This window comes from Cocleimonas sp. KMM 6892, from assembly GCF_035798195.1.
In the GTDB taxonomy this organism is placed as follows: domain Bacteria; phylum Pseudomonadota; class Gammaproteobacteria; order Thiotrichales; family Thiotrichaceae; genus Cocleimonas; species Cocleimonas flava.
Map to the genome: position 1 here is coordinate 72,781 of NZ_JAPFBV010000007.1, position 23,517 is coordinate 96,297.

The 23,517-nt window shown below is 41.6% G+C and carries 21 protein-coding genes and 1 riboswitch; of the genes, 16 read left to right on the forward strand and 5 right to left on the reverse strand.

The window, feature by feature from the left end:
* The first annotated feature begins 3 nt into the window (after positions 1 to 3).
* The 10 genes from thiP (at position 4) to OO007_RS17970 (ending at position 9,771) form a co-directional block, all read left to right on the forward strand.
* Positions 4 to 1,581, forward strand: coding sequence for a thiamine/thiamine pyrophosphate ABC transporter permease (thiP, locus tag OO007_RS17925; RefSeq protein ID WP_325809835.1), 1,578 nt, complete (start codon positions 4 to 6; stop codon positions 1,579 to 1,581).
* Positions 1,581 to 2,318 carry a thiamine ABC transporter ATP-binding protein gene (locus OO007_RS17930; RefSeq protein WP_325809836.1) on the forward strand — a complete coding sequence of 246 codons (738 nt, stop codon included), beginning with the start codon at positions 1,581 to 1,583 and terminating at the stop codon, positions 2,316 to 2,318. Before thiP ends, OO007_RS17930 begins: the two co-directional genes overlap by 1 nt.
* 142 nt (positions 2,319 to 2,460) lie before the next feature.
* Positions 2,461 to 2,596: riboswitch (TPP riboswitch) on the forward strand.
* 76 nt (positions 2,597 to 2,672) lie between these two features.
* The gene (locus OO007_RS17935) at positions 2,673 to 4,817 is read left to right on the forward strand and encodes a TonB-dependent receptor (protein ID WP_325809837.1); all 2,145 of its coding nucleotides are present in this window, start codon (positions 2,673 to 2,675) and stop codon (positions 4,815 to 4,817) included.
* A 35-nt stretch (positions 4,818 to 4,852) separates the two neighbouring features.
* Positions 4,853 to 5,116, forward strand: a complete 264-nt coding sequence (locus tag OO007_RS17940) for a YkoF family thiamine/hydroxymethylpyrimidine-binding protein (protein WP_131903947.1) — start codon at positions 4,853 to 4,855, stop codon at positions 5,114 to 5,116.
* Positions 5,117 to 5,143: 27 nt separating this feature from the next.
* Positions 5,144 to 5,782 (forward strand): nicotinamide riboside transporter PnuC, encoded by a 639-nt coding sequence (pnuC, locus tag OO007_RS17945; protein WP_325809838.1) that lies wholly within the window; start codon positions 5,144 to 5,146, stop codon positions 5,780 to 5,782.
* 249 nt (positions 5,783 to 6,031) lie between these two features.
* Positions 6,032 to 6,739, forward strand: coding sequence for a VC0807 family protein (locus OO007_RS17950; RefSeq protein ID WP_131903949.1), 708 nt, complete (start codon positions 6,032 to 6,034; stop codon positions 6,737 to 6,739).
* Positions 6,740 to 6,874: 135 nt separating this feature from the next.
* Positions 6,875 to 7,687, forward strand: coding sequence for an ion transporter (locus OO007_RS17955; protein WP_325809839.1), 813 nt, complete (start codon positions 6,875 to 6,877; stop codon positions 7,685 to 7,687).
* Between the two features lie 45 nt (positions 7,688 to 7,732).
* Positions 7,733 to 8,074 carry a membrane protein insertion efficiency factor YidD gene (yidD, locus tag OO007_RS17960; protein ID WP_325809840.1) on the forward strand — a complete coding sequence of 114 codons (342 nt, stop codon included), beginning with the start codon at positions 7,733 to 7,735 and terminating at the stop codon, positions 8,072 to 8,074.
* A 175-nt stretch (positions 8,075 to 8,249) separates the two neighbouring features.
* Positions 8,250 to 9,389, forward strand: coding sequence for a PQQ-dependent sugar dehydrogenase (locus OO007_RS17965; RefSeq protein WP_325809841.1), 1,140 nt, complete (start codon positions 8,250 to 8,252; stop codon positions 9,387 to 9,389).
* A 103-nt stretch (positions 9,390 to 9,492) separates the two neighbouring features.
* Positions 9,493 to 9,771, forward strand: coding sequence for a hypothetical protein (locus OO007_RS17970; protein ID WP_325809842.1), 279 nt, complete (start codon positions 9,493 to 9,495; stop codon positions 9,769 to 9,771).
* A 54-nt stretch (positions 9,772 to 9,825) separates the two neighbouring features.
* Here the strand turns inward: OO007_RS17970 and OO007_RS17975 are convergent, their stop codons facing one another.
* Complete coding sequence (locus OO007_RS17975) at positions 9,826 to 10,734, reverse strand: hypothetical protein (protein ID WP_325809843.1); 909 nt, start codon at positions 10,732 to 10,734, stop codon at positions 9,826 to 9,828.
* 112 nt (positions 10,735 to 10,846) lie between these two features.
* Between OO007_RS17975 and mnmG the strand changes: the two genes are divergently transcribed.
* The 3 genes from mnmG to OO007_RS17990 are packed head-to-tail and all read left to right on the forward strand — an operon-like array spanning position 10,847 to position 14,476.
* Positions 10,847 to 12,736 (forward strand): tRNA uridine-5-carboxymethylaminomethyl(34) synthesis enzyme MnmG, encoded by a 1,890-nt coding sequence (mnmG, locus tag OO007_RS17980; protein WP_325809844.1) that lies wholly within the window; start codon positions 10,847 to 10,849, stop codon positions 12,734 to 12,736.
* Positions 12,737 to 12,766: 30 nt separating this feature from the next.
* Positions 12,767 to 13,402: a 16S rRNA (guanine(527)-N(7))-methyltransferase RsmG gene (rsmG, locus tag OO007_RS17985; protein WP_325809845.1), complete on the forward strand. Its 636-nt coding sequence runs from the start codon at positions 12,767 to 12,769 to the stop codon at positions 13,400 to 13,402.
* Positions 13,403 to 13,426: 24 nt separating this feature from the next.
* The gene (locus OO007_RS17990) at positions 13,427 to 14,476 is read left to right on the forward strand and encodes an MBL fold metallo-hydrolase (RefSeq protein WP_325809846.1); all 1,050 of its coding nucleotides are present in this window, start codon (positions 13,427 to 13,429) and stop codon (positions 14,474 to 14,476) included.
* Between the two features lie 109 nt (positions 14,477 to 14,585).
* On the opposite strand, the gene OO007_RS17995 is transcribed toward OO007_RS17990, so the two are convergent.
* The 3 genes from OO007_RS17995 to OO007_RS18005 all read right to left on the reverse strand — a co-directional run bounded on the left by OO007_RS17995 (position 14,586) and on the right by OO007_RS18005 (position 17,241).
* Positions 14,586 to 15,485 (reverse strand): DMT family transporter, encoded by a 900-nt coding sequence (locus OO007_RS17995; protein WP_325809847.1) that lies wholly within the window; start codon positions 15,483 to 15,485, stop codon positions 14,586 to 14,588.
* Between the two features lie 98 nt (positions 15,486 to 15,583).
* Positions 15,584 to 16,213: a MarC family protein gene (locus tag OO007_RS18000; RefSeq protein WP_131903959.1), complete on the reverse strand. Its 630-nt coding sequence runs from the start codon at positions 16,211 to 16,213 to the stop codon at positions 15,584 to 15,586.
* A 233-nt stretch (positions 16,214 to 16,446) separates the two neighbouring features.
* The gene (locus OO007_RS18005; protein ID WP_325809848.1) at positions 16,447 to 17,241 is read right to left on the reverse strand and encodes an inositol monophosphatase family protein; all 795 of its coding nucleotides are present in this window, start codon (positions 17,239 to 17,241) and stop codon (positions 16,447 to 16,449) included.
* Positions 17,242 to 17,482: 241 nt separating this feature from the next.
* On the opposite strand from OO007_RS18005, the gene trmJ reads away from it, so the two are divergent.
* Together trmJ and OO007_RS18015 are read left to right on the forward strand one after the other, a co-directional pair.
* A complete protein-coding gene (trmJ, locus tag OO007_RS18010) occupies positions 17,483 to 18,241 on the forward strand; it encodes a tRNA (cytosine(32)/uridine(32)-2'-O)-methyltransferase TrmJ (protein ID WP_325809849.1) in 759 nt (252 codons plus the stop codon).
* 210 nt (positions 18,242 to 18,451) lie between these two features.
* Positions 18,452 to 19,030: a hypothetical protein gene (locus tag OO007_RS18015; protein WP_325809850.1), complete on the forward strand. Its 579-nt coding sequence runs from the start codon at positions 18,452 to 18,454 to the stop codon at positions 19,028 to 19,030.
* 54 nt (positions 19,031 to 19,084) lie between these two features.
* On the opposite strand, the gene glnD is transcribed toward OO007_RS18015, so the two are convergent.
* The gene (gene glnD, locus OO007_RS18020; protein WP_325809851.1) at positions 19,085 to 21,733 is read right to left on the reverse strand and encodes a [protein-PII] uridylyltransferase; all 2,649 of its coding nucleotides are present in this window, start codon (positions 21,731 to 21,733) and stop codon (positions 19,085 to 19,087) included.
* A gap of 264 nt (positions 21,734 to 21,997) precedes the next feature.
* On the opposite strand from glnD, the gene der reads away from it, so the two are divergent.
* Positions 21,998 to 23,443 (forward strand): ribosome biogenesis GTPase Der, encoded by a 1,446-nt coding sequence (gene der, locus OO007_RS18025; protein ID WP_325809852.1) that lies wholly within the window; start codon positions 21,998 to 22,000, stop codon positions 23,441 to 23,443.
* The last annotated feature ends 74 nt before the right edge of the window (positions 23,444 to 23,517 follow it).

The following is a 23,517-nucleotide window of genomic DNA, read 5'->3' on the forward strand; positions in this document are numbered from 1 at the left end:
ACCATGAAAGCCGGAATCTTTGTTGCGCTGTTGGTCATTGCTTTTATCACGGTGCCTTTATTTAGTCTGTTTTTGGCTAGCGGCACGCTTTCCGGCGAGCAAACAGCGAGCTTGAGTGAGATATGGAACAGCAGCTATATTCGCCGAGTTTTATTTTTCAGCTTATGGCAAGCACTCCTCTCGACACTGCTAAGCATCGCTTTGGCGATCATCGTATCCCGAGCTTTTGCGCGTTATCCAAACTTCCCCTTACGCTCTTTCTTTCTTAGTTTATTTGGGCTGCCTTTAATCGTTCCAGCCGTTGTTGCAGTCATTGGAATCATTACAGTTTACGGAAAATCCGGCTGGCTACCTATTGGCTCAAACCTATATGGACTTTTGGGGATTTTACTGGCTCATGTGTTTTTCAATTTACCGCTCGCTGTACGTTTATTCTTGCCTGTCTGGAATCAAATTCCTGAACAGCATTGGCGTATCGCTTCACAATTAAAATTTAATAGCTTCCAGCAATGGAAACATATCGAATGGCCTGCGTTACGCGAGAGTTTACCCAGTGTTGCGCTATTAGTTTTCATGTTGTGCTTAACAAGTTTTGCCGTCGTGTTAACCCTCGGTGGTGGTCCTAAGAGCACCACCTTAGAAGTCGCCATTTACCAGTCTTTACGATTTGATTTTGATCCTGCCCAAGCTATTGTTTTAGCATTATTACAACTCGGGCTTTCGATTCTAGTAGCCACCATTGCTTCTCGTTTCAACAAAATACCGGATGTAGAACCCGACCTAAATATCAAAAATGCCAAGCACCAATCCGAAACTGGCAAGTTAGATAAAATACTACAAATCACGTTTATCGTATTCGCAATATTGTTTGTCAGTACCCCTCTTCTCGCTATTTTTATCGATGCAGCAAGAGGCCCAATCATCAGCGTACTCAGTGAAAGAAATCTGTGGAAGGCGACTGCATTCAGTTTATTAATTGGTTTGAGTGCAGCAACTATTTCACTGGTGCTATCCTGGTTTTTACTTAATGCTAGTGCTCGAGCAAGCTATCAAAATAAAAACAAACTTTCACAACGGTTATTGCTTTCTGGTTCTATTATTTTCGTGGTGCCACCATTAGTGATCGGTACGGGTCTGTTTATTCTATTGGCTGACTTTATCAATGTTTTTGATTGGGCGATTTTGATCGTCATTCTTCTTAATGGCTTACTCGGCATTCCCTTTATCATTCGCACGCTAGGGCCAGAAATCAGACAAAACACAATGAAATATCAACGACTTTGCGACAGCTTGAATTTAAAAGGCTGGCAGCGTTTCAAACATCTAGACTTTCCTCTTTTAAGAAAACCGCTGGGCTTATCTGCAGCACTTGTGACTGTTTTCACCATGGGGGATTTAGGTATTATTGCTTTATTTGGCAGCCCGGAAACAGCCACACTGCCGCTATTACTTTACCAGCGCCTTGGTGCTTACCAGATACCTCAAGCAGCAGTGACCGCCGCTTTTTTACTGATTATCAGCCTCATAACTTTCTGGCTTTTAGAAAAAATAATTAGCGGTAAAACGCAGAAGGACATGTAATGTTAACCGTAGACAATCTGAAATTCAGCTATCCAAAACACTCAGCCGATGACGATGAAAAAGGTGCGAATACTGCTGAGATGCAATTCAACCTTGATGTTCAGGGGGGAGAAATTCTAAGCATTATCGGCCCGAGTGGTTCTGGCAAGACGACCTTGCTCAATTTAATTGCTGGTTTTAATTCGCCAAGCTCGGGCAGCATTATTGTTGATGATGTGGATATCACCCCACTAAAAATTCACCAAAGACCTGTCACAACCGTTTTTCAGGACAACAATCTTTTCCCTCATCTTGATGTGTTCACCAATGTGGCTATTGGCATTCAGCCTTCATTGAAACTCAGTCAAGATGAAAAGCAGCATATTCATCATGCACTGGAAAATGTTGGCTTATCTGATTTCCATAAGCGCCGTCCAAAAGAGTTATCAGGTGGTCAGCGACAGCGTATTGCTTTAGCCAGAGCATTAGTCAGAAAGCAATCCGTTCTCCTGCTCGATGAGCCATTAGCGGCGCTGGGCCCAGCGATGAAAGACGAAATCATTGATTTACTCAAAGCGATGGTTGAAGAACAAAATATGGCCGCCCTACTTATTAGCCATCAACCCACAGATGCTTTTCGTGCCTCCAAGCGTACGGCATTTATCAATCAGGGAAAGATTCACCAAATCGGAAATACTGCGGATGTGCTAGGGGATTCGGCAGATAAGGTAATAAAACAATATCTAGGCGAGAGCTAAAAAAACGCATATCAAAAAAACGCCTATAAGTAGGGGGGTGGCTTTTGATGGATTTAACCCTGCGATTTTAGACTATATTGATGAATATATCGGCTTCCTGAGCTTTAATCTTGCACTTTCAAGGTTCTCTACTATACTAACCGCCATCGCCTGGGGGTGGTTGTTGTATTTATTATCATATAATTCAATAAATTCAACGTAACCTGAGATTCCGTGAGGAAGACCCTAAGAACCTGATCTGGATAATACCAGCGTAGGGATAGGTAATGTCTTTCTCGATCTAGCTTTGTCATTTAAAGCTATGAATCTACTAAGCATGTCTCCTATCCCCATTTTTATTTTTAGGAGTACAGCATGCCATTTCAAGTGCCATCACAAGCCAAACTGCCCGCACGTTTTTCTTTTGCATTAACGAGCATATCCGCATCAATTCTAGTTCTCGCACCGTTATTATCTGGCGTTAGCGCAAACGCCGCTGATGTTCTCGAAGAAGTGACCGTCACAGCGGATTTCCGCCCTACTACTTTAGAAGAAAGCACAGCGAGTATTTCAGTTGTTACTGAGGAAAAATTGACCAAACGTGGCGCTCAGCATATTGAAGACACCTTGAATGCTGCACCCAACGTCAATATGGCAAGTGGCGCATCTCGTTCTCGTTATTTCCAGATTCGTGGTATTGGTGAACGCAGCCAGTTTATTTCTCCGATCAACCCTTCTGTGGGTTTGTATATAGACGGTATGGACTTCAGCCGCAGTGGTGGTTCTGCAACGCTGTTTGATGTCGATCAAATAGAAGTAATTCGTGGCCCACAAGGCACTAAATACGGCGCAAATGCATTGGCTGGTATTATCAATATTCACTCTACCGAACCTACCAACGAACGCTCAGGAAAGATTGAAGCAACCTTAGGCAACTACGGTAAGCAAAGCCTTGGAATAGCTGCTGGCGGACCGTTGATTAAAGATAAGTTATTGGGGCGTTTTTCATTACACACCAACCAATCAGATGGCTTCATGGAAAATGATTTCCTCGATCGTGATGATACGGCTAACCGTGATGAATTTACCGGACGCGGACACCTTAAATGGCTGGCAAATGACGACCTAACCGTCGACCTAAAAGTATTACACCTTGATATCGATAACGGCTATGACGCATTCACATTTGATAATAGCCGCACCACATTGAGTGATGAGCCAGGAAAAGACACGCAAAAAACGGATGCTATCTCTTTAAAAGCATTGCTGGATATCAACTCTTCAGTGGCTCTTGAAGCCAGCGCAAGCTACTCAGATTCAGACCTTGGTTATAGCTATGATGAAGACTGGGGATATGTTGGACAGTTCTCTGAAGACCTTTATCCATATAGTTCTTTCGATGAATACCTACGTAACCGCAAAAATACCAGCCTAGAAGGACGCCTACTTTCTAATGAAGATGGACGTATATTCAATGATAAAACGGACTGGGTTGTAGGCTTATATCATGCCAAAAAAGAGGAAGGACTAACGCGTAAGTACACCTATTTAGAAAGCGATTTCCTAAGCCAGTATGATACTGAAAACACCGCGCTTTATGGTCAATTAGACACTGAAATCAATGACAAGCTTAAGCTCATCACTGGTTTGCGTGTAGAAAAATGGAAAGCCGATTACACCGATTCTAACGACAACAAAATCAATGTCGATGAAACATTGCATGGCGGCAAACTCGGTCTGGAATATGAACTCAACGACAACCATTTGGCCAGCACCAGTATCTCTCGTGGTTACAAAGCCGGCGGTGTAAATACCGATGGTACGTTGCCTGAGAATCTACTCGATTTTGATACAGAATACCTGTGGAATTTCGAAGTCGGGGTTAACTCATCTTACTTAGATGATGCCCTAACCACTCGCGTTACTGCTTTCTACGCTAAACGCAAAGACCAGCAGGTAAGAAGCTCTATTGTTGAACTTCGTGAAGATGGTAGTACCGACTTCACCGACTATATTGGTAATGCAGCAAAAGGCAGCAACTACGGTATCGAAGCAGAACTTGACTGGAAAGTGAACGACAAATGGCGCTTGAAGACATCACTAGGCCTGTTACAAGCCAAGTTTGATGAATACACAGACCCGCAAAGTACCGCAAACGGCTTGGATTTGGCAGGAAGAGATCAGGCGCACGCGCCTAACTACCAATATTCTCTGGGTGCTGAATACTCGATCACGCCAAAATTAACCGCTGGTGTAACACTTGAAGGCAAAGATGGCTTCTACTTCTCTGATCGTCACAACGCCAGAGCAAAAGCTTACAGCCTGATAAACGCTAACTTGAGTTATAAAAAAGGTGATTGGACAGCAACATTATGGGGTAGAAATCTAACCGATAAAGACTATGATGTGAGAGGTTTTGGTAGCTTTGGTAACAATCCAGGCAATGGTTACATTACTGAAACGTACACCCAAAAAGGCGAGCCACGCACTGTTGGATTAACCGTTTCATTAGACTTTTAAGCTAGACTTAACCTCATACTTGAAGAGAATACATTATGGAAATTTCAGTAGATATCAGCCTTTACCCGCTTAAAGAAGAATACGTTGAGCCTATTCTGGCGTTTATTAAAGGTCTAGAATCAAACCCGAAGATCACTGTAAAAAAGAATCAACTCAGCACTCAGATTTATGGTGAATACGACGCGGTGATGGCATTGATTACTGCAGAGATGAAGGACGTTTTTGCGGCGATGCCTCATTCGGCTATGGTAATGAAATTTGTTGGCACTAACCGTGCGGATGTAGAAGTTGATTGGTAATAGCGTTTCCTTGAAAAGAAGATCGCTATGACAACAGATGCAATCGTTGAAGCTTTCCTGGCCTTATCTGGCTGGGAAGTTTTTGCCACGACTCTCGGTATCGCCTATGTGATTTTGGCAGCGAAAGAGTCCATCTGGTGCTGGCCAACGGCATTTGTCAGTACACTGATTTATACAGTACTCTTTTGGGAAGGCCAACTTCCCATGCAGGCCATCCTTAATTTCTATTATATGGCGATGGCTATCTACGGCTTTATGCTGTGGACTAAACACAGTAATAATAACGATACTCTCAAAGTTAAAACATGGGGGTGGCAAAAACATATCGCGTATATTGTCATCGCCAGTGTCTTAAGTATTGGCATTGGTTACTATCTCGACCTCAGCAGCGGAACCCGACTCCCCTTTTTAGATTCTGCCGTGATGGTATTTTCTGTGATCAATACCTGGTTGATGGCGCAAAAAATTCTGGAAAATTGGCTGTACTGGATAATCATAGATGCCGCAGCTATTTATCTGTATTGGCAAACGGGCTTTTACGTCACGATTATAATGTTTGGTATTTATCTGATACTGGCGATTTATGGGTATAAAGAATGGCGAGATTCATTAAAAGAATCGTTGGATGAAACTGATTTAACAAACACTGAAAATCCTTATATGTAGTTCAAGTCATTAGATCAATCTTTAGGTCACCCCCCTACTTTAAGTGACTTTTCATTTTGCTGTTTAAAAAACGATTTTGGAATTTATGAAGAGCTAGGCACTTTTTCTAGTATTCGTTGAATAGTAGAAAATCAATAATCTCACTGTTATTTTCCGTATTTATACCCATAATAAATGGATGTACTATTAATCCTGTTCCTTATTTTTATATAATAAGACCAATAATCAATCTAATTTAAAGTAACCACTATGAGTAATACCCCCGAGCATAAGCCTCGCCCCTTAATTGATCTATTAGTTAGTATCATCTTACCCTCTGTAATTTTGATGAAATTCAGTGGCGATAACGATTTAGGTGCAGCTGGCGCACTCATCATTGCATTAGCCTTTCCACTTGGCTGGGGTATTTTCGAATTAGTAAAATACAGAAAATTTAACTTTATCGCTCTACTCGGTTTAGTCAGCGTGCTTCTTACCGGCGGCATTGGTTTATTAGAATTAGATAACAAATGGCTCGCGATTAAAGAAGCGGCTGTGCCCAGTGTGATTGGTATAGCTGTATTAGCGTCGACCTTTACGCGCTACCCATTAGTGAAAACGCTGTTGTTCAATCCTAAAATAATGAATGTGGAAAAAATTGAACAACACCTCGAAGAACGCAACAGCACGCCAGCTTTTGAAAACCGTTTGATGAAGGCTAACTATCTGTTTGCTGGAACGTTTGTCTTTTCTGCAATCATGAATTACGTTCTGGCTAAATGGATCGTCACCAGCCCTTCTGGCAGTACCGCTTTTAACGAAGAACTCGGACAACTGACTTTATACAGTTACCCGATGATTGCGATCCCATCGATGATTATGATGATGGCGATTTTATATTACCTATGGCGCACTATTAATGGTCTTACTGGGCTTGGTTTTGAAGAAATTCTCGCTACAGAAATCGTAGAGAAGTAACTCTTCTAATCGGTTTCGTCTTACTCTTTTGAGTTTAGTAGACCCGCACCCTCGAAACTTTTAGATTCTGGAACCTTATAGCGACATAAGGTTGTAAGGTTCCAATCCCACCTAAACATTTAGCTCGCTGCAGACATGTATCACTCTATTAAAAAATTCATCGAAAGCTCCACCTTTCAGAACTTCATTATCAGCCTGATTATCCTTAATGGTATAACCATGGGGCTTGAAACATCGAAGCAAATGGCTGCAAATTACGGCAGTTTTTTTAAATGGTTTAACATCTTTGTCATCAGCATTTTCACCATCGAAGTTTCACTGAGAATCTATATTCACAGATCAGCATTTTTCAAAGACGCATGGTCCTTATTCGACTTTTTCATCGTCGCTATCTCCTTAGTGCCTGCCAGTGCTGGATTTGAAATTCTGAGAATTTTAAGAGTATTAAGACTATTGCGTTTGGTATCAGTAGTACCGCAAATGCGCAAAATCACTACCGCTTTAGTCACTGTGATTCCCGGAATTGCCTCCATTGGTGGCTTGCTAACGCTGTTTTTCTATATATTCGCGATTATGTCAACGCAGCTTTTTGGCGATACATTTCCTCAGTGGTTCGGCACATTAGGCGAATCCTTTTATACCCTATTCCAGATCATGACCCTCGAATCCTGGTCGATGGGAATCGTTCGCCCTGTAATGGAAACCTATCCTTTAGCCTGGGTATTTTTTGTGCCCTTTATCTTTCTGGCCACATTTATTATCGTTAATTTAATTATTGCCATCGTTGTTGATGCCATGAATGAAATGAAAGAAGCCGAAGAAGAGAATATTATTGGTGAGCTACAAATCACAGACGATTCAACCAAGCATGAGCTTCAATTAATACGGAATGAGTTAAAAGAACTAAAAGTGCTCATTAAAAATAATCCCACTGGATTCAATAATTAAGTGAAATAAATAAAGAGAAATAAATAAAAAGAGAGGACTGCAATCATGAGAAGAATTTTCTTAAGCTTAATTACGTTCTACCAAAGATATGTTTCGCCTCATAAACGTTTCAATTGTGCCTACGGTGTACTTCATCAGAATGGTTCTTGTTCCAGCAGAGTGTATTCCATCATTCAAAACTCACCTCCAAGCAATTTACTTCCCGAAATTTCTGCCCAGTTTAAAGCATGTAAAAACGCGCATTTACATTTAACTGCTGAGAAGAAAAAAGAAGAGGCAGTAAATATAGATGACACAGATAAAAAGAAAAGCACTAAAAACAACGATCATTACTTATGTATTGGCAGTGAATGTAGCTTTTGGGCATGTTTAGGGATCTTTTCTTAAAACCAAAAAAACCTTCTTATGCGTTTCGCACTGACCTAAATTTCACTAATGCAGATTGTCCATGTACAACATTTAAACATCTCCAAAGTGAACTGACAGACTTCTTGGAAGTCTATTTTTACTGAGAACATAGAGTCTTCAGGACTTAAAAACCTATTTCAACCTTGAGAGAATTATGCAACCACCTCGTTTACTGACTAATTTAACGCTGTTACTCGCTCTGTTTTCATTGAGTAGTTTCGCCAACGCTGTTGATGATATTTTCAAAAGTGATAAAAGTTCTAGCCTCGAAGCCGAGAGCTTTGGAGAATTCAATCAACCCTGGGCGATGACTTTTCTATCTGATGAAAATCTATTAATCACTGAAAAAGCAGGAAAGTTACTGTTAGTGAATCTCAAAAATGGTTCTAAAACTAAAGTGGCAGGGTTACCCGAAGTCGCTTATGGCGGTCAAGGTGGCTTGGGTGACATTATTCTTCACCCTCAATACCAGCAAAACCATTGGGTATACTTATCCTATGCTGAGCAAGATTCAGCAGGGAAAAAAGGAGCTGTTGTTGCCAAAGCAAAGCTACAACTTCCTGCAACCAAACCTAAGCTGGAAAACCTTGAGGTTATTTGGCGACAGACTCCAAAAGTTACTGGCAGTGGTCATTATTCGCATCGAATGGCATTCAGCCCAAATGGATATCTATTCATCACTTCGGGGGATCGACAAAAACAAACACCCGCACAAGACTGGAATCAAAATTTAGGCAAAGTTATTCGATTAAACGATGACGGCTCGGTACCCAAAGACAACCCTTTTCAAAACAAAGGCGATCTCGCAAAATCTTTTTGGTCATTAGGTCATCGAAACATGCTGGGTATATCTTTCGATAAACAGGGCAAACTGTGGACGCACGAAATGGGTCCAAGAGACGGAGATGAATTAAACCTGACGACTCGTGGCGATAACTATGGTTGGCCGATTGTTTCCTGGGGCGATAATTATTCCGGCATTCCCATCCCTGATCATGACACGCGCCCAGAATTCAATGCACCCGAAGCATATTGGGTGCCTACGATTGCACCTTCTGGACTGATCATATATTCAGGTTCGGTATTTCCTGAATGGCAGGGCAATGCATTTATCGGCGGACTAAGATCAAGGTCGCTGCTTCGTATTAAAATAGACGCTGACCAAGCTCAGGAAGTCGAACGCTTCGACATGAACAATCGCATTCGCGAAGTTGAACAAGGGCCTAAAGGCGCAATATGGGTTCTGGAAGATGGAAGAAATGGACGCTTGCTTAGACTGACTCCAGATTCGTAAATAATCAATTTGCATTTTGCCTAAAGAAACGATCAGTTAGCATTCGCAATATTGCAAGTCGCTAGGTATTATTCGGCTTACAATTGCATCACTGAAACTATTTATGAAATCATCGTTTAGAACACTACTTTCCCCTATTCTTAAATTATTTGAGTCGGGAGAAGGCCCCTATAACTACAAAAAATCCCATAGAACTATATTAAATGTTGTGGGTTGCCTGTTTATACTCTTGTCATTGGTTACGGTTGCTGGCGGATTGGCTAGCTCATTAATGGGTGCAATCATCCCTTTTTTAGTTTTCTTTTTGGGTGGTTTACTGTGTTTAGTGATAGGCACTTTAGGCACTGACCGTGCGGTTGCGAAAATATGGGGAACTAAATAGCCAATTTTTTATTGGCATTTCGCTAAGTCACCCCCCTACTTTAAACCACTTTTTTTAAAAGCGATGCTCGAGATTCATCCATTTATCAATATCCTGCTCGCCCAGCACTTCCATATAAAACAACAATAAACGATAAGCAGAACGCGCATATTTCAGCTCAGGAATAGTGTGATGTCTGGAATAGACTTCAACAAAACACTCAAATTGTTGTTGATCTAGCAAATACTCCAGCAACACAAAATCCAGTTCTCGCGGAGCCAATACAAACGCGTCTAGATCTAGCAGAATCAATTCTAAATTGTTCTTTGTGATTAAAAATTGATCCCAGCGCAAATCTGGCATCACAGGAACAAATTCATTAACATTTAACTGCTCACATGCGTCTAACGCAGCATTCAGATATGCATTGTCTGTAGTTTTGTCCCCCCCCCACTTATGAGCACTTTTTTCTAGAGTATCTCTCAGACGTTGTTTCCAATGACCACTGTTATATATTGGTTGATGTATTGACCCCCAATTATTCTGTCGATCTTGATGGAGATTCGCTAGATGCTGAGCCAGTTGCTCAACCATTCCAACGCTGATTTTTGAATTATCCGGGACTAAACCATCTACTTCAGGCGTTAAAATATACGACCCATGTTGCCTGCTGCTTTGGGATTGAATCAGTTCAGGTATTTTTAGTGAGGACAGTGATGAAATATGCCCATATAAGGTGTTGAAGCTTGCAATATCGTTCCGTAAATCAACTCCAAAAAGCTGCTGCATAATCTGCCAGAAAGGCGATTCAGTATTGCTGCACACTTTCAGAAAATAATTACCCTGTGTAGATTTCAAACGCCATAAATCATGGGTACTGTCTGCAAAACGTTGTGGAATAAATTCGGCATTTTCAGCCGCTATTTCATTCGGTAATGTTTCAATCAGCGCTGCTGGTATTTTCTTATTATCCTTTTGCTTCATGAATTTACGTAAATCGCGCTAGATTAGGTATTAGAGAGTATAAGGTATTTTTCAAAACAAGAGTGTTTACTATATAATGCTCTGCTAATTAACTTTAACATCTGCTCCTACTATGTTCTATACAGAATCTTTCGATGTCATTATCATCGGCGGCGGTCACGCCGGCACTGAAGCTGCTCTTGCGCCTGCGCGCATGGGACTGAAAACATTATTACTCACCCATAATATTGAAACCATTGGACAGATGAGTTGTAACCCTGCCATCGGCGGTATCGGTAAAGGCCATATCGTAAAAGAAATCGATGCACTGGGTGGTGCAATGGCACATGCAGCTGATAAAGGCGGCATCCAGTTTCGCACACTAAATGCCAGTAAAGGCCCAGCGGTTCGTGCAACACGTGCACAAGCTGATCGCTCTTTGTACAAAGCGGCGATTCGTAAAATGGTCGAAGCCGAAGAAAACCTGCAAATCTTTATGCAAGGTGTTGACGACTTAATTATTGAAAATGATCGAGTGGTTGGCGTGAGTACCGAAATGGGGCTGAAGTTCAAAGCCAAAGCAGTGGTTTTAACAGTAGGAACTTTCCTTGGTGGTAAAATTCACATCGGTATGGAAAATCATTCTGGCGGACGCATGGGTGATCCACCATCGATTGCTTTAGCTGATCGTTTACGCGAAATGCCGTTTAGAGTAGACCGTTTAAAAACCGGAACACCTGCACGTATTGATTCGCGCAGTATCGATTACAGCAAACTACAAGAGCAGCCAGGCGATACCCCTATTCCTACATTTTCATACATGGGAAAAAAGGAAGATCATCCAGAGCAAATTTCTTGTCATATCACATACACCAATTCGCGCACGCACGACATCATTCGTGCGAGCCTTGATCGTTCGCCCCTATATTCCGGTGTAATCGATGGGGTTGGGCCGCGCTATTGTCCTTCTATCGAAGACAAGATCGTGCGCTTTGCAGATAAAGACAGTCACCAGATATTCATCGAGCCTGAAGGTTTAAATACCTACGAAATCTACCCTAATGGTATTTCAACGAGTATGCCGTTTGATGTGCAGTTTGAATTTATTCGCTCTATAGAAGGCTTTCAAAACGCTCATATCACTCGACCGGGTTACGCGATTGAATACGACTTTTTTGATCCACGTGATCTTAAGCCAACGCTTGAAACCAAATTTATTGATGGCTTGTTTTTTGCAGGTCAAATCAATGGCACAACCGGCTATGAAGAAGCTGGCGCTCAGGGCTTGCTTGCAGCGACTAACGCAGCACTCCAAGTTCAGGGCAAAGATTCATGGTTCCCGAAACGCAGTGAAGCCTATATCGGCGTAATGGTTGATGACTTAATCACCCACGGTACGCAAGAGCCTTACCGTATGTTTACCAGCCGTGCTGAGCATCGTCTGTTATTGCGTGAAGACAATGCAGATTTACGTTTAACTGAAATTGGTTACAAGATTGGCCTTGTTGACGAAGAACGCTGGCGCGCATTCAACATCAAACGCGAGCAAGTTGAAATCGAAATGCAACGTTTGCGCGACACCGTTATGCACCCTGCTGATGTCAATACAGAACAAAACGAGCGCATTTTCAAAGGCTCTTTAAGTCGCGAATACCGCCTAAACGAACTACTACGACGCCCAAATGTTAGCTATGCTGACTTAATGTCTATCGACAAGTTTGGTCCAGCGGTTGAAGACCCAAAAGTTGCGGAACAAGTCGAAGTACAGTTTAAATACGCGGGTTATATCGATCGCCAACAGCTTGAAATTGATAAACAGAAAAATCATGAAGAGACGGTTCTACCCGATGATTTTGATTATTCAACGATCAAAGGCGGCCTTTCAAATGAAGCATTACAAAAGCTACAAGATCAAAAGCCTACGACGATTGGACAAGCTTCGCGTATCCCTGGCATTACACCAGCGACTATTTCGATTTTGATGGTACATCTGAAGAAACACCGTTACCAGAAAGCTAGCTGATACTCGATCTTAGAAGAGAATTTATAAAAAATGTCGCACGATCAACTCTGGGAACAAGGGCTAGAGCAACTCGGTTGCCAGCCTGATGAGTCTCAATTAGCTCAGTTAAAGCAATACGTTGAGTTACTCAATCGTTGGAATAAAACCTACAACCTCACAGCAGTGCGTGAGATTCAGGATATGATTCCATTGCATATTTTCGATAGCCTTGTGGTCGCTGATTTCATTAAAGGCGATAACTGTTTGGATGTCGGTAGTGGCGCAGGTTTGCCTACTATTCCGCTAGCGATTATGCAGCCGGATCGTGAATTTATGGCTGTCGATACCAACGGTAAAAAAACGCGATTTATTCAACAGGCGATTATTGAGCTGGGTTTGAAAAATGCCAAGGTTTCTCAAGCGCGTATTGAAAGTTTAGATTCTGAGATTAAATACGATGCGATTATTAGCCGTGCCTTTGCCTCGGTATTTGACTTCCTAGAAGGCTCATCAGATCAGTTAGCCTCAGGCGGAACGTTGTATGCCATGAAGGGACAATACCCAACAGGTGAATTACAGTATATTCCGAAAAAATATACTTTAACGCAATTGCATTCGATGGAGGTCCCTTTCGTCGATGGTGAACGCCATCTGCTTGAATTTACCATGAGTCAGACAACAGCATAAATTAAACTAGCCAAAGGACAACGCATGAAACTAAAGCATTCACGTTCGGTTTTTTACCTATTTACCGCAATGGTGATTAGTAGTGTTGTCATTGGCAGTTATTGTAAAACCAAATTTATGCCGGTGAGCAATGCCAATGCGGCAACGTCTTCGGCTGCTTCTACAACTACTTCTTCTACAACTGCAGATAACAAATCTAAATATGCCGATGTAGATGTTGCAATGGAGTTAGTCAAAGTTGGCGAACACAGCTATTACGTCCAAGGTAAAGCGGGGATCGCTACTGATAATGCAGGTTTTATCTCAAATGCAGGCGTAGTAATCACAGATGCTGGCGTGGTGTTATTTGATGCGCTGGGAACACCTTCTTTAGCGAATAAGCTACTGCAGAAAATACGTGAAATAACGGATCAACCTATCGTTAAAGTGGTTGTCAGCCATTATCACGCTGATCATATTTATGGCTTGCAGGTATTTAAGGAACAAGGCGCAGAAATTATTGCGCCAGATGGTATTTATGAATACATCGACTCGGAAGTTGCCAGTAGCCGTCTGGAAGAAAGACAGTTTTCACTGGACCCCTGGGTGAATGAAAACACCTACATCGTTAAACCCGATAAGATTCTTGATGATACGGAAAAATTCACTGTCGGCAATATTGATTTCACCATCAATATCATTGGCAAAGCCCACTCTGATGCTGATTTAACGCTATTTGTTGAAAACGACAAGGTGCTTTTTACTGGTGATATCCTGTTCGAAGGTCGTGTGCCCTTTATAGGAAACCATACAAAACACTGGCTAGAAACATTACAAAGTCTGGAAACCAATCAGGTAACAGCCTTGGTTCCCGGCCATGGCCCTGCCGCAAAAGATCCGCAAAAAGCAATTACATTGACGCGAGAGTATTTAGCCTATATGCGTGAAAAAATGGCGATTGCCGTGGAAGAGATGATTGATTTTGATGAAGCCTACGAAGAAGTAGATTGGTCAAAGTACGCAGAATTACCTGCGTTCGAAGCCGCTAATAGACGCAATGCATTTCAGGTTTATCTGTCATTAGAACTAGAGTGATAGTGCCCTAAATAAACAGATTAAATAAACAGACTAATTGAATAGAAACCCACCTCCCCACTTACGGGCACTTTTTTAAAAAAAACTGCCCGTAAGTGGGGAGGTGGGTTTATTTGTTTTTATCGAATACTATCTGTTTTTGTTCTGCTTTAATCCGACTGATTCGTCTATCAGTCATCGCCAAAACACCTGCAAATACAATAATTATGATGCCAATGATGGTTTTATAATCCAGAACCTCATCCCAGATTATCCAACCAAATAAAGCGGCAAAAGCAACTGCGGTATAAGTATAAGGACCAAGTTGGCCAGCAGGCGCATGACTGTAAGCTTTGCTCAACGCTAATTGTCCTATGGTTGAGAAGATTGCAATACCCGCTAACGAAGCTAGTTGAATCCAGCTTAAACTCACCCAGTTTAGCAGCGCTGGAATTGCTGAGACCAAGGTCCCAATCAGTGCGAAGTAAAACACGATTCGTCCCGGTGTTTCTGTGGCGGTCATTTTACGAATAATAACCTTAGCAAGTCCTGCCAGCATCGCCCCAACTAATGCCAATAAAACGACCAGATTGAATTCTCCCGCGCCTGGATTAATGATTAATACAACACCAAGAAATCCAACTATGATGGCGATAATCGTTTTCAAACCAATACTTTCTTTGATCCAGAAAAAGGCAAAAATCGGAATAAAAATCGGCGACGTCTGTTTCAATAAGGATGCTTGCGCCAGCGGCAAATGCCCCCACGAGTAAAACAAACAAACCATTGCCGACAAACCAACCACACTTCTAGCGATGTGCAGACCGATATGCTTGGTATGAAGTCTTGAAATACCCTTCCTCATTAGCCATGGCACTAATATTAATAGGCCAACAAAATTTCGGATGAATACGATTTGCTCTATGGATACTTCAGTAGATATGGTTTTAATTATCATCCCTGTGGCCAGAATTGCCAGTTCTGCCAGAATGATTAAAAAGGCACCAAGGGCGATGTTATGGGATTGCATAGAGCGATTACTTCTCTTTGATTAAGGTACCTGCTTCTTATTTATGCTTAGTTATATGTAGATAAAACTAATCAAAGTGAACAAATCAGGGTTTTCAGTTATGAGATCAAACCACTATTTTTGATGCCATCAAACATGAACTGAACGGCTAATGCGCAAAGAATAACGCCGAAAACACGAGTGATTACTTGCAAACCGGTAACACCAATAAAGCGATGTAACTGGCTCGCACCAATCAGTGAAATATAGGTAATTAGCATGATGCTTAGCAGACCTAAAACAACCATACTTTGTTGTGCAATATCACCCTGAACATTGGCCATCAATAGAATAACTGCACCCATTGCACCAGGACCGGCTATAAGCGGAGTAGCGACGGGAAACACACTGATATCGTGACTGGTCTCGGCTTCTTCAACCTCATCTTCTGTTGCAGAAGTACCGCCAGAATGTCGGGCAAAGACCATATCAATGCCGATCAATAATAATAAGATACCACCAGCCACGCGTAATGCAGGCAGCGTAATACCCAGGGAACTCAATATAGCTTCGCCAAGAAAAGCAAACGCTAGAAGAATACAGGTAGCAATCAACACGCCTTTTAAAGCTATTTTACTTTTAGTGCGCGCACTTCTCTGGGACGTTAACCCCGCAAATACAGCAGCCACGTCGATAGGTCCGACAGTGGCGAAGAATGTTGTTAGCGCTAGAATGTAAGTTTCGAACATAATAAATAGCTACTAAAGAATGGCTTATACAAACACCATATAAATTCTGAAAATAAAAACGCCCCCTAAGTAGGGGGGTGGGTTTTAATTCATCTATTGTAGTTGGATATTTAAATTTTGCCCGCGAATAATAGTATTTTTTAAGTTAAATATTATTTAAGTATTCTTATTCGCCGAGCACTTTTTAGCTAAGCGCACTTTTTAGATAAGCGCGCTTTTAAGCTAAGAACAGCTTATTTAAGCACGCCATGTAGGCGTTTGATCATATCTTTGAATACTTTTGGGTTTGCCGCAACAATATCACCCGACTTCAAATGCGTTTCGCCACCTTGCATATCACCAACAAGACCACCTGCTTCTTGCACTAATAGCACACCTGCAGCGATATCCCATTCTTGTAATCCGAATTCCCAGAAACCATCGTATCGACCTGCTGCAACATACGCCAGGTCTAGCGAAGCAGAACCTGCTCGTCTAACGCCAGCTGTATTCAGCATCAACGCTTTCATTGTTAGCTGGTAAGTATCAACGATTTCAGCTTGATCTGGACGGTATGGAATTCCGGTTCCCAGCAATGCATTTTCTAACGACAAACGTTTAGAAACACGAATGCGACGATTATTTAAAAATGCGCCACCACCTCGTGATGCATGGAATAAATCATCTCTCATCGGGTCGTAAACAACACCTTGATCGATTTTTCCATTTTTCTTAAGTGCGATTGAAACCGCGTAATGTGGTACACCGTAAAGGAAATTTGTAGTTCCATCGAGAGGATCAATAATCCATTCGTATTCTTTAGAAGTACCTTCTATTTTTCCGCTCTCTTCGCCGATAAAGCTATGATCCGGATACGCTTTTTTCAAAATACCGATAATAGTATCTTCTGCAGCGCGATCTATTTCAGAAACAAAATCATTTTTGTCTTTGTTTTCGATCTGTAACTGGTCGATCCTATCGGCACTGCGCGCAATGATGTCGCCAGCTTCGTGGGCGGCTTTAATAGCCATATTTAACATAGGATTCATAACAATTTCCGTAAATAGTAGTTCATCAGATCAAACAATTTTATAGTTATCTCGGTATTATCTTAATAGATAATTACTGAGATTATTTCAGCCGCGAGAGTCTAACAGAAAACGATCCTAAATTCCCCAGTTGATCGCCTTCTATTGCTAATTAAATTATCAAAATGCGATCTATTGCTATATTGTTCCTGACTTAGTCATACTACAGCATAAAGTGTGCTGTTCTATTGAGGAATTTAAGATGAACGACAAGCCATTAGATAACATCAGAATTGTTATGATTCACACGTCTCATCCAGGAAATATTGGCGCTGCAGCACGTGCCATGAAAGTAATGGGGTTATCTGATCTCTATTTGGTAAATCCCAAGTCTTTTCCTGATGAACAAGCCAATGCAATGTCTGCTAATGCCACTGATATTCTAGACAATGCCACCGTCGTATCAACCTTAGCCGAAGCGATAGCCGATTGCCAATTAGTGGTAGGGAGCAGTGCCAGACATGAGCGAACCTTGAGCTGGGATATTCAAGATTCTCGGGAATGTGGAGAAACCCTTGCGCAACACGCCGTCAAAGCTAAAGTCGCGTTGTTATTTGGTCGCGAGAGTTCTGGACTTACAAACGATGAACTCGCGGTTTGCCAGCATTTGGTACACATTCCTACTAATCCTGATTACAGTTCTTTGAATGTCGCATCTGCGGTTCAGTTACTGGCTTATGAATGCCGAGTCGCTGCATTAAAAGACAGCCCTACAGCCCCCCTTATCGCCAAAGAAAAATCAGAAAAAGAGCAGGAAGATGAATGGGTTACATCAGAAGAACTTGATGGTTTTTATCAGCATTTAAAACAAGTCATGGAAGACGTTGAATTTTTAGACCCGGAAAACCCCAAACACTTGATGACCCGTTTAAGACGCCTCTATTCCCGATCTGGCATGACACGAAGCGAACTCAATATTCAACGCGGATTTCTCGCCGCTATTCAAAAGAAAAAATGTTAAATAATTACATCAAATAAGGACATAAATAATTGCTTAAAATCACTCTCATTCAGCTTAGGCTCAGCCGTTAGGCGTAAAATCATTGAAATAAGATAGATAATTGTCTATTTTTAAGTGAAAGAGCATTCCGGTTTAGATAATTCTTAGTTAAAGACAAAACCCGTTTTACGCTCTTAAAAATAAAAATAAAATGATTTGAGAGAATGAGCAATGAATAATCAAAAGCATACCGTTAACGAAGGCTTTCGTGAGCCAAAGGTATATAGCACAACAGGCTTTAAGGACACATTAGCATCACCACTCTTTTATTCTGTGGCGGCTGTGGCCCTGGTTTTGGGAATCGCATCTATATTTGGCTTTCTACAAAATCCATTAAAACTTAAAGCCGTTGCTAATGCTGTACATAACAAGGTTCATATAAGCAGCCCTGTTCGAAGCAGTCCCCGCAATAATTTATATTCTCTGGAACAGTCTTTTAAAAACAAAGACTACAGAACAGATAAGAATCAAATTCAAAATCAGCCGCAATCGGTTGAAGTTGAACAGCCACAAAATATGGGTGGCTTAAATCGCGTTTCGTTTAATTACGATGTGACTGCAAATGACTTCTGGACAGATTTAGATACTTCTAGTCTTGAATCGGCTGTTGAAGAAAGTGCGAGACAGGATTTAGAAGCTTCTTTGCTTGGCGCTCCCCTAGGATCTGAATTCCATCAGCAACTAGAATTAGAAGCGATGCCACTCAATGATTCTATTTACAGCTTGAACACTACGCCAACGAGTATTTAACAGACCTTTGATTCATAACCTTTGATTCATAACCTTTGATTCATGACCCTTGGTTCAGGAATCTAGTTTCTGAATCAATGCTGCTTCCAACTCCGCCTGTTTTTCTTCTGAAGTAACAGGCTTTCCGCTGTTTGTGGTTACAAGGAAAATATCTTCGGCAATTTCACCTAATGTCGCAATTCGCGCATTATGAATATTGATCCCATACTGGGTAAATACCTCACCAATTCTGGTTAAAATGCCTGCACCATCAGCAGTATTGATCAATATTTCAGTTTGTTGATGCTGCGTATTCAAGCTAAATTCAACCGATGTTTTAGTGTCAAAATGCTTTAACTGTCTTGGCATTCTATGATGATCGAAATTATACGAAGGTTGCTCTTGAGATAAATTTTTCTTAATCGTATCTAACAGCTGTTGTTTATCATCATAGCTACTCAATGGTTTGCCATCGTTATCTAACAAATAAAATGTAAACAAATCATAATCGTCATTTGTCGATGTGATGCTCGCCCCAACTGTATTGAGACATTGCTGTTCTATCGCAGATGTTATTTTTACAAACAGTCCATACCGATCTCTGGTGTAAATTAACAATACCGAGCTTTTGGTAACACTGCTGTCGGCAATTTTTATGATTGCTTCTTCTGTATCTTCTACCAAGGTATTCTGAGTAGTTAGCAGACTTTTATTTTCGGCAATTTCTTTGATATGCCAGAAAAGTCTCTCAGCAGAAAATTGCACAAAATAATCATCATCAAATCGCTTCCAGAATCGTTCGCTGACTGCCTGATCCATGCCATTTTCTGCAATCATGGCTAATACAGCCTGTTTCTTACTCTGTATTTCTCGCTCAATAATGTCTTCGTTACTATCCGTTTTAGCCACTTCGTTCTGTAGATATTTTCGCGTATTTTTAAATAATTCAATCAGCAATGAATGCTTCCAACTGGTTAGAAGCGTTGGGTTCGTGCCCTTAATATCACTAATAGTTAAGATATGTAAGTATTCTAGCCGTTCCAAAGTACCAACAACTTCCACAAAATCTTTTATCACTTCGGGGTCATTAATATCTTTGCGTTGCGCGATACTACTGATCAACAGATGATTTTCTACCAGCCAGCTAACCAGCTGAGAATCTTCTTCGCTAAGCGCGTGAGAGCGACAGAATTCAAGCGCATCGACAGCACCTAATTCGGAATGGCTACCGCCTCTACCCTTTGCAATATCATGGAATATACCCGCCAGAACAAGCAGCATTGGTTTCTCGATATGCTTGAAAAGCTCATGACAGAAAGGGAGTTCTTTGGCGCCCTTTTCGATACTCAAGACACGGATGTTACGCACCACATTTAAGGTGTGATCATCCACGGTATACGCATGAAAAAGGTCATACTGCATACGACCAACAATATTACCGAAAGCTGGAATATACGCAGCCAGAACCCCGTAGCGATTCATTCGTCTTAAGACAAAATTCACTCTGTGATTAGCGGATACAATATTAATAAACATATGTTTATTATGAGGATTATCGCGAAAACCCTGATCTACCAGATGTAAATTACGGCGCAATTCTCGAATAGTTGCTGGCGTTAAGCCTTTAAGATTAGGCACTGTTTGCAATATATGAAAAACTTCAAGAATCGTATGCGGTTGCTTACTGAATAAGTCTTTTTGCGCCAAATCCAGATAGCCGCCCTGATTACAGTAAAAGTTATTGATGGATATTGGCTCAGCCTGATTCTCCAATAAAATACGTTGTCTGAGTAAACCCAGTAGAATTTCATTAAGTCGTTCTAATTGCGTAATGGTTTTGTAATAACTCTGCATGAACGCTTCAATCGACTCATTGTGCTCATCATTGGTATAACCGAATGCATGCGCGAGATCTCGCTGATGATCGAATAGCAGTCTGTCTTCTTTGCGTCCCGTTATCTGGTGTAAGGCAAAACGTACTTTCCAGAGAAAATCTCGTGCTTCGATGAGCGATTCGTATTCTTTGGGGTTGAGCAAGTCATTATCTTTTGCATCACTCAGCGTTTTTAACGAGCCGATACCGTATTCACGCAATGTAATCCAGCCGATCATTTGCAAATCACGCAATCCACCCGGGCCATCTTTCAAATTGGGTTCCACGCGGTAAGCAGTGTCGCCATAGCGCAGATAACGGTCTTCCTGTTCTTTGATTTTCGCTTTGAAAAAATCCTGACTGTTCCAGATTTTATCTACGGAGATGAGATTTTTAAGCTGATGATAAACGTCTTCATTACCACACAGAAAACGTGACTCAATCAGATTCGTAATCACGGTTAAATCATCCGTCGCTTCTGTTACGCACTCATCCAGAGTTCGTACACTGTGCCCTATTTCCAGACCTAAATCCCATAGCTGGGTAACAAAATCCGATAGCTTGGCTTCTTCTTCTGCGCTCGGCTCTGTTGCTAACAAAATCAATAGATCAACATCAGAAGCAGGATGCATTTCCTCTCTGCCATAACCACCCACGGCAACTAAGGCGGCGGAGAGTGAATCATTAGCATTACCACTATTTTGCTGGGACCACATCGATTGCAATAAACCATCAATAGTCTGGCTGCGTTGCTTGAGAATGTCCTGAATTTCAACTCCATCTTCAAATTGCTGCTGCAATTGTTGATTATTGAGTTGTAAGGTTTTTTTAAGGGATGGAGTAGAAGTCATGGTGGGATTATGCACGATTTAGAGATAACTTAAATACACCCCCCTACTTTTAGGCCTTTTTTTGTAGCTATCATTCTCAATACCCAATTTTTACCCAATAAATAATGAATTAAATAGTAAATAATGACGAATAAACGCTGAATAAATACCTTATTACAGCGCAATTTGTTATCCTTGCGCGGCTATAACTATTGAGTTTTGATTACAGCATTGATGCTTTAAACTTACGCACTACTTTGCTATAAATCTGTTACAAATATCGCTATGAAACCTGTATTCGCCCTTGTCGGCCGACCTAATGTCGGTAAATCCACTTTATTTAATCGCTTAACCAAATCGCGAGATGCATTGGTGGCTGATTTTCCTGGCTTAACCCGTGATCGCAAATACGGTCAAGGCGTTCTAGGTACTGATAACACCGAAATCGAACGTGACTATCTGGTTATCGATACCGGCGGCTTAAGCGGTGATGATGCGGGTATCGACGAATACATGGCAAACCAGACATGGTTGGCAGTGGATGAAGCGAATACCGTTTTATTTATGGTGGATGGTAGAGAAGGACTTACCCCTGCAGATCATTTAGTCGCAGATCGATTACGCAAAGCGGGTAAAACAGTTTATCTGGTCGTCAATAAAACCGATGCAGTTGACCCGGAACAAGCCAAAGCAGAGTTCTATCAACTAGGTTTTAAAGACGTATTCGCCATAGCTGCAGCACATGGTCGCGGTGTTACGTCGATGATCGAAAAGCTGCTCGAAAAATTCCCGGTTGAAGAAGAAGAGACGATTCCTGAAGAGCACGCGGATAGCATTCGCATTGCCTTTGTTGGTCGCCCAAATGTGGGGAAATCGACACTCATCAATCGTATTATGGGTGAAGAACGCGTAGTCGCGTTTGATAAGCCTGGTACCACACGCGACAGTATTTACGTTCCTTATGAACGTGATGGTAAAAAATACACGCTGATTGATACTGCGGGCGTTCGTCGTCGTGGCAAAGTAAAAGAGGCGATTGAAACCTTTAGCATCATCAAAACGCTAGAAGCGATCAAGCAGGCACATGTCGTAATTATGCTGCTAGACGCGCATGAAACAATTACGGATCAAGATGCGCATTTACTGGGATTAATATTAGATGCTGGCAGATCTTTGGTTGTTGCGATTAATAAATGGGATGGTCTGGACGAATATGCGAAAGACCAAATCAAAGTTAAATTAGAAGTTAAACTACCCTTCCTCGACTTTGCTGATAAACACTTTATTTCTGCACTGCACGGCACAGGTGTCGGACATTTATACAAATCTGTCCACGAAGCCTACGATTCTGCCATGCTTGATGTACCTACTGCTCGTATGACACGAATTCTACAAACTGCGACTGAAGCCCACCAACTTCCAATTGTTGCGACGCGTCGTATCAAACTTCGTTATGCACACCAAGGTGGCAGCAACCCGTTCACCGTTATTATTCATGGCAATCAGACCAATCGTGTTCCCGGTTCATACAAACGTTATTTGATGAATTATTTCCGCGAGACGCTGAAGCTTAAAGGTACTCAGGTAAAAATAGAATTCAAAACGGGCGAGAACCCCTTCGAAGGAAAAGACGATAAGCGCGCCAAGCTCTCTCCTTCTCAGATGTTCCGTAAAAGGAAGAAAAGCCCACATGCTGCAAAAATAAATAAAACCAGTAAAAAGAAAAAATAGAAAGACCAATAACCCGCCTATCAATTAATCCTGATACGGCGGGTTTTTATTTTGGCGAGAAATAGAACCTTTTT

Bases quoted from the DNA above. Each gene is read 5' to 3' on its own strand.
- OO007_RS18000 (WP_131903959.1), bottom strand. From the start codon at position 16,213: ATGTTCGAAACTTACATTCTAGCGCTAACAACATTCTTCGCCACTGTC.
- OO007_RS17955 (WP_325809839.1), top strand. From the start codon at position 6,875: ATGTATCACTCTATTAAAAAATTCATCGAAAGCTCCACCTTTCAGAAC.
- OO007_RS17975 (WP_325809843.1), bottom strand. From the start codon at position 10,734: ATGAAGCAAAAGGATAATAAGAAAATACCAGCAGCGCTGATTGAAACA.
- OO007_RS17935 (WP_325809837.1), top strand. From the start codon at position 2,673: ATGCCATTTCAAGTGCCATCACAAGCCAAACTGCCCGCACGTTTTTCT.
- OO007_RS17995 (WP_325809847.1), bottom strand. From the start codon at position 15,485: ATGCAATCCCATAACATCGCCCTTGGTGCCTTTTTAATCATTCTGGCA.
- OO007_RS17965 (WP_325809841.1), top strand. From the start codon at position 8,250: ATGCAACCACCTCGTTTACTGACTAATTTAACGCTGTTACTCGCTCTG.
- mnmG (WP_325809844.1), top strand. From the start codon at position 10,847: ATGTTCTATACAGAATCTTTCGATGTCATTATCATCGGCGGCGGTCAC.
- OO007_RS17970 (WP_325809842.1), top strand. From the start codon at position 9,493: ATGAAATCATCGTTTAGAACACTACTTTCCCCTATTCTTAAATTATTT.
- glnD (WP_325809851.1), bottom strand. From the start codon at position 21,733: ATGACTTCTACTCCATCCCTTAAAAAAACCTTACAACTCAATAATCAA.
- OO007_RS17950 (WP_131903949.1), top strand. From the start codon at position 6,032: ATGAGTAATACCCCCGAGCATAAGCCTCGCCCCTTAATTGATCTATTA.
- pnuC (WP_325809838.1), top strand. From the start codon at position 5,144: ATGACAACAGATGCAATCGTTGAAGCTTTCCTGGCCTTATCTGGCTGG.
- OO007_RS18005 (WP_325809848.1), bottom strand. From the start codon at position 17,241: ATGAATCCTATGTTAAATATGGCTATTAAAGCCGCCCACGAAGCTGGC.
- rsmG (WP_325809845.1), top strand. From the start codon at position 12,767: ATGTCGCACGATCAACTCTGGGAACAAGGGCTAGAGCAACTCGGTTGC.
- OO007_RS17930 (WP_325809836.1), top strand. From the start codon at position 1,581: ATGTTAACCGTAGACAATCTGAAATTCAGCTATCCAAAACACTCAGCC.
- OO007_RS18015 (WP_325809850.1), top strand. From the start codon at position 18,452: ATGAATAATCAAAAGCATACCGTTAACGAAGGCTTTCGTGAGCCAAAG.
- OO007_RS17990 (WP_325809846.1), top strand. From the start codon at position 13,427: ATGAAACTAAAGCATTCACGTTCGGTTTTTTACCTATTTACCGCAATG.
- OO007_RS17940 (WP_131903947.1), top strand. From the start codon at position 4,853: ATGGAAATTTCAGTAGATATCAGCCTTTACCCGCTTAAAGAAGAATAC.
- thiP (WP_325809835.1), top strand. From the start codon at position 4: ATGAAAGCCGGAATCTTTGTTGCGCTGTTGGTCATTGCTTTTATCACG.
- yidD (WP_325809840.1), top strand. From the start codon at position 7,733: ATGAGAAGAATTTTCTTAAGCTTAATTACGTTCTACCAAAGATATGTT.
- der (WP_325809852.1), top strand. From the start codon at position 21,998: ATGAAACCTGTATTCGCCCTTGTCGGCCGACCTAATGTCGGTAAATCC.
- trmJ (WP_325809849.1), top strand. From the start codon at position 17,483: ATGAACGACAAGCCATTAGATAACATCAGAATTGTTATGATTCACACG.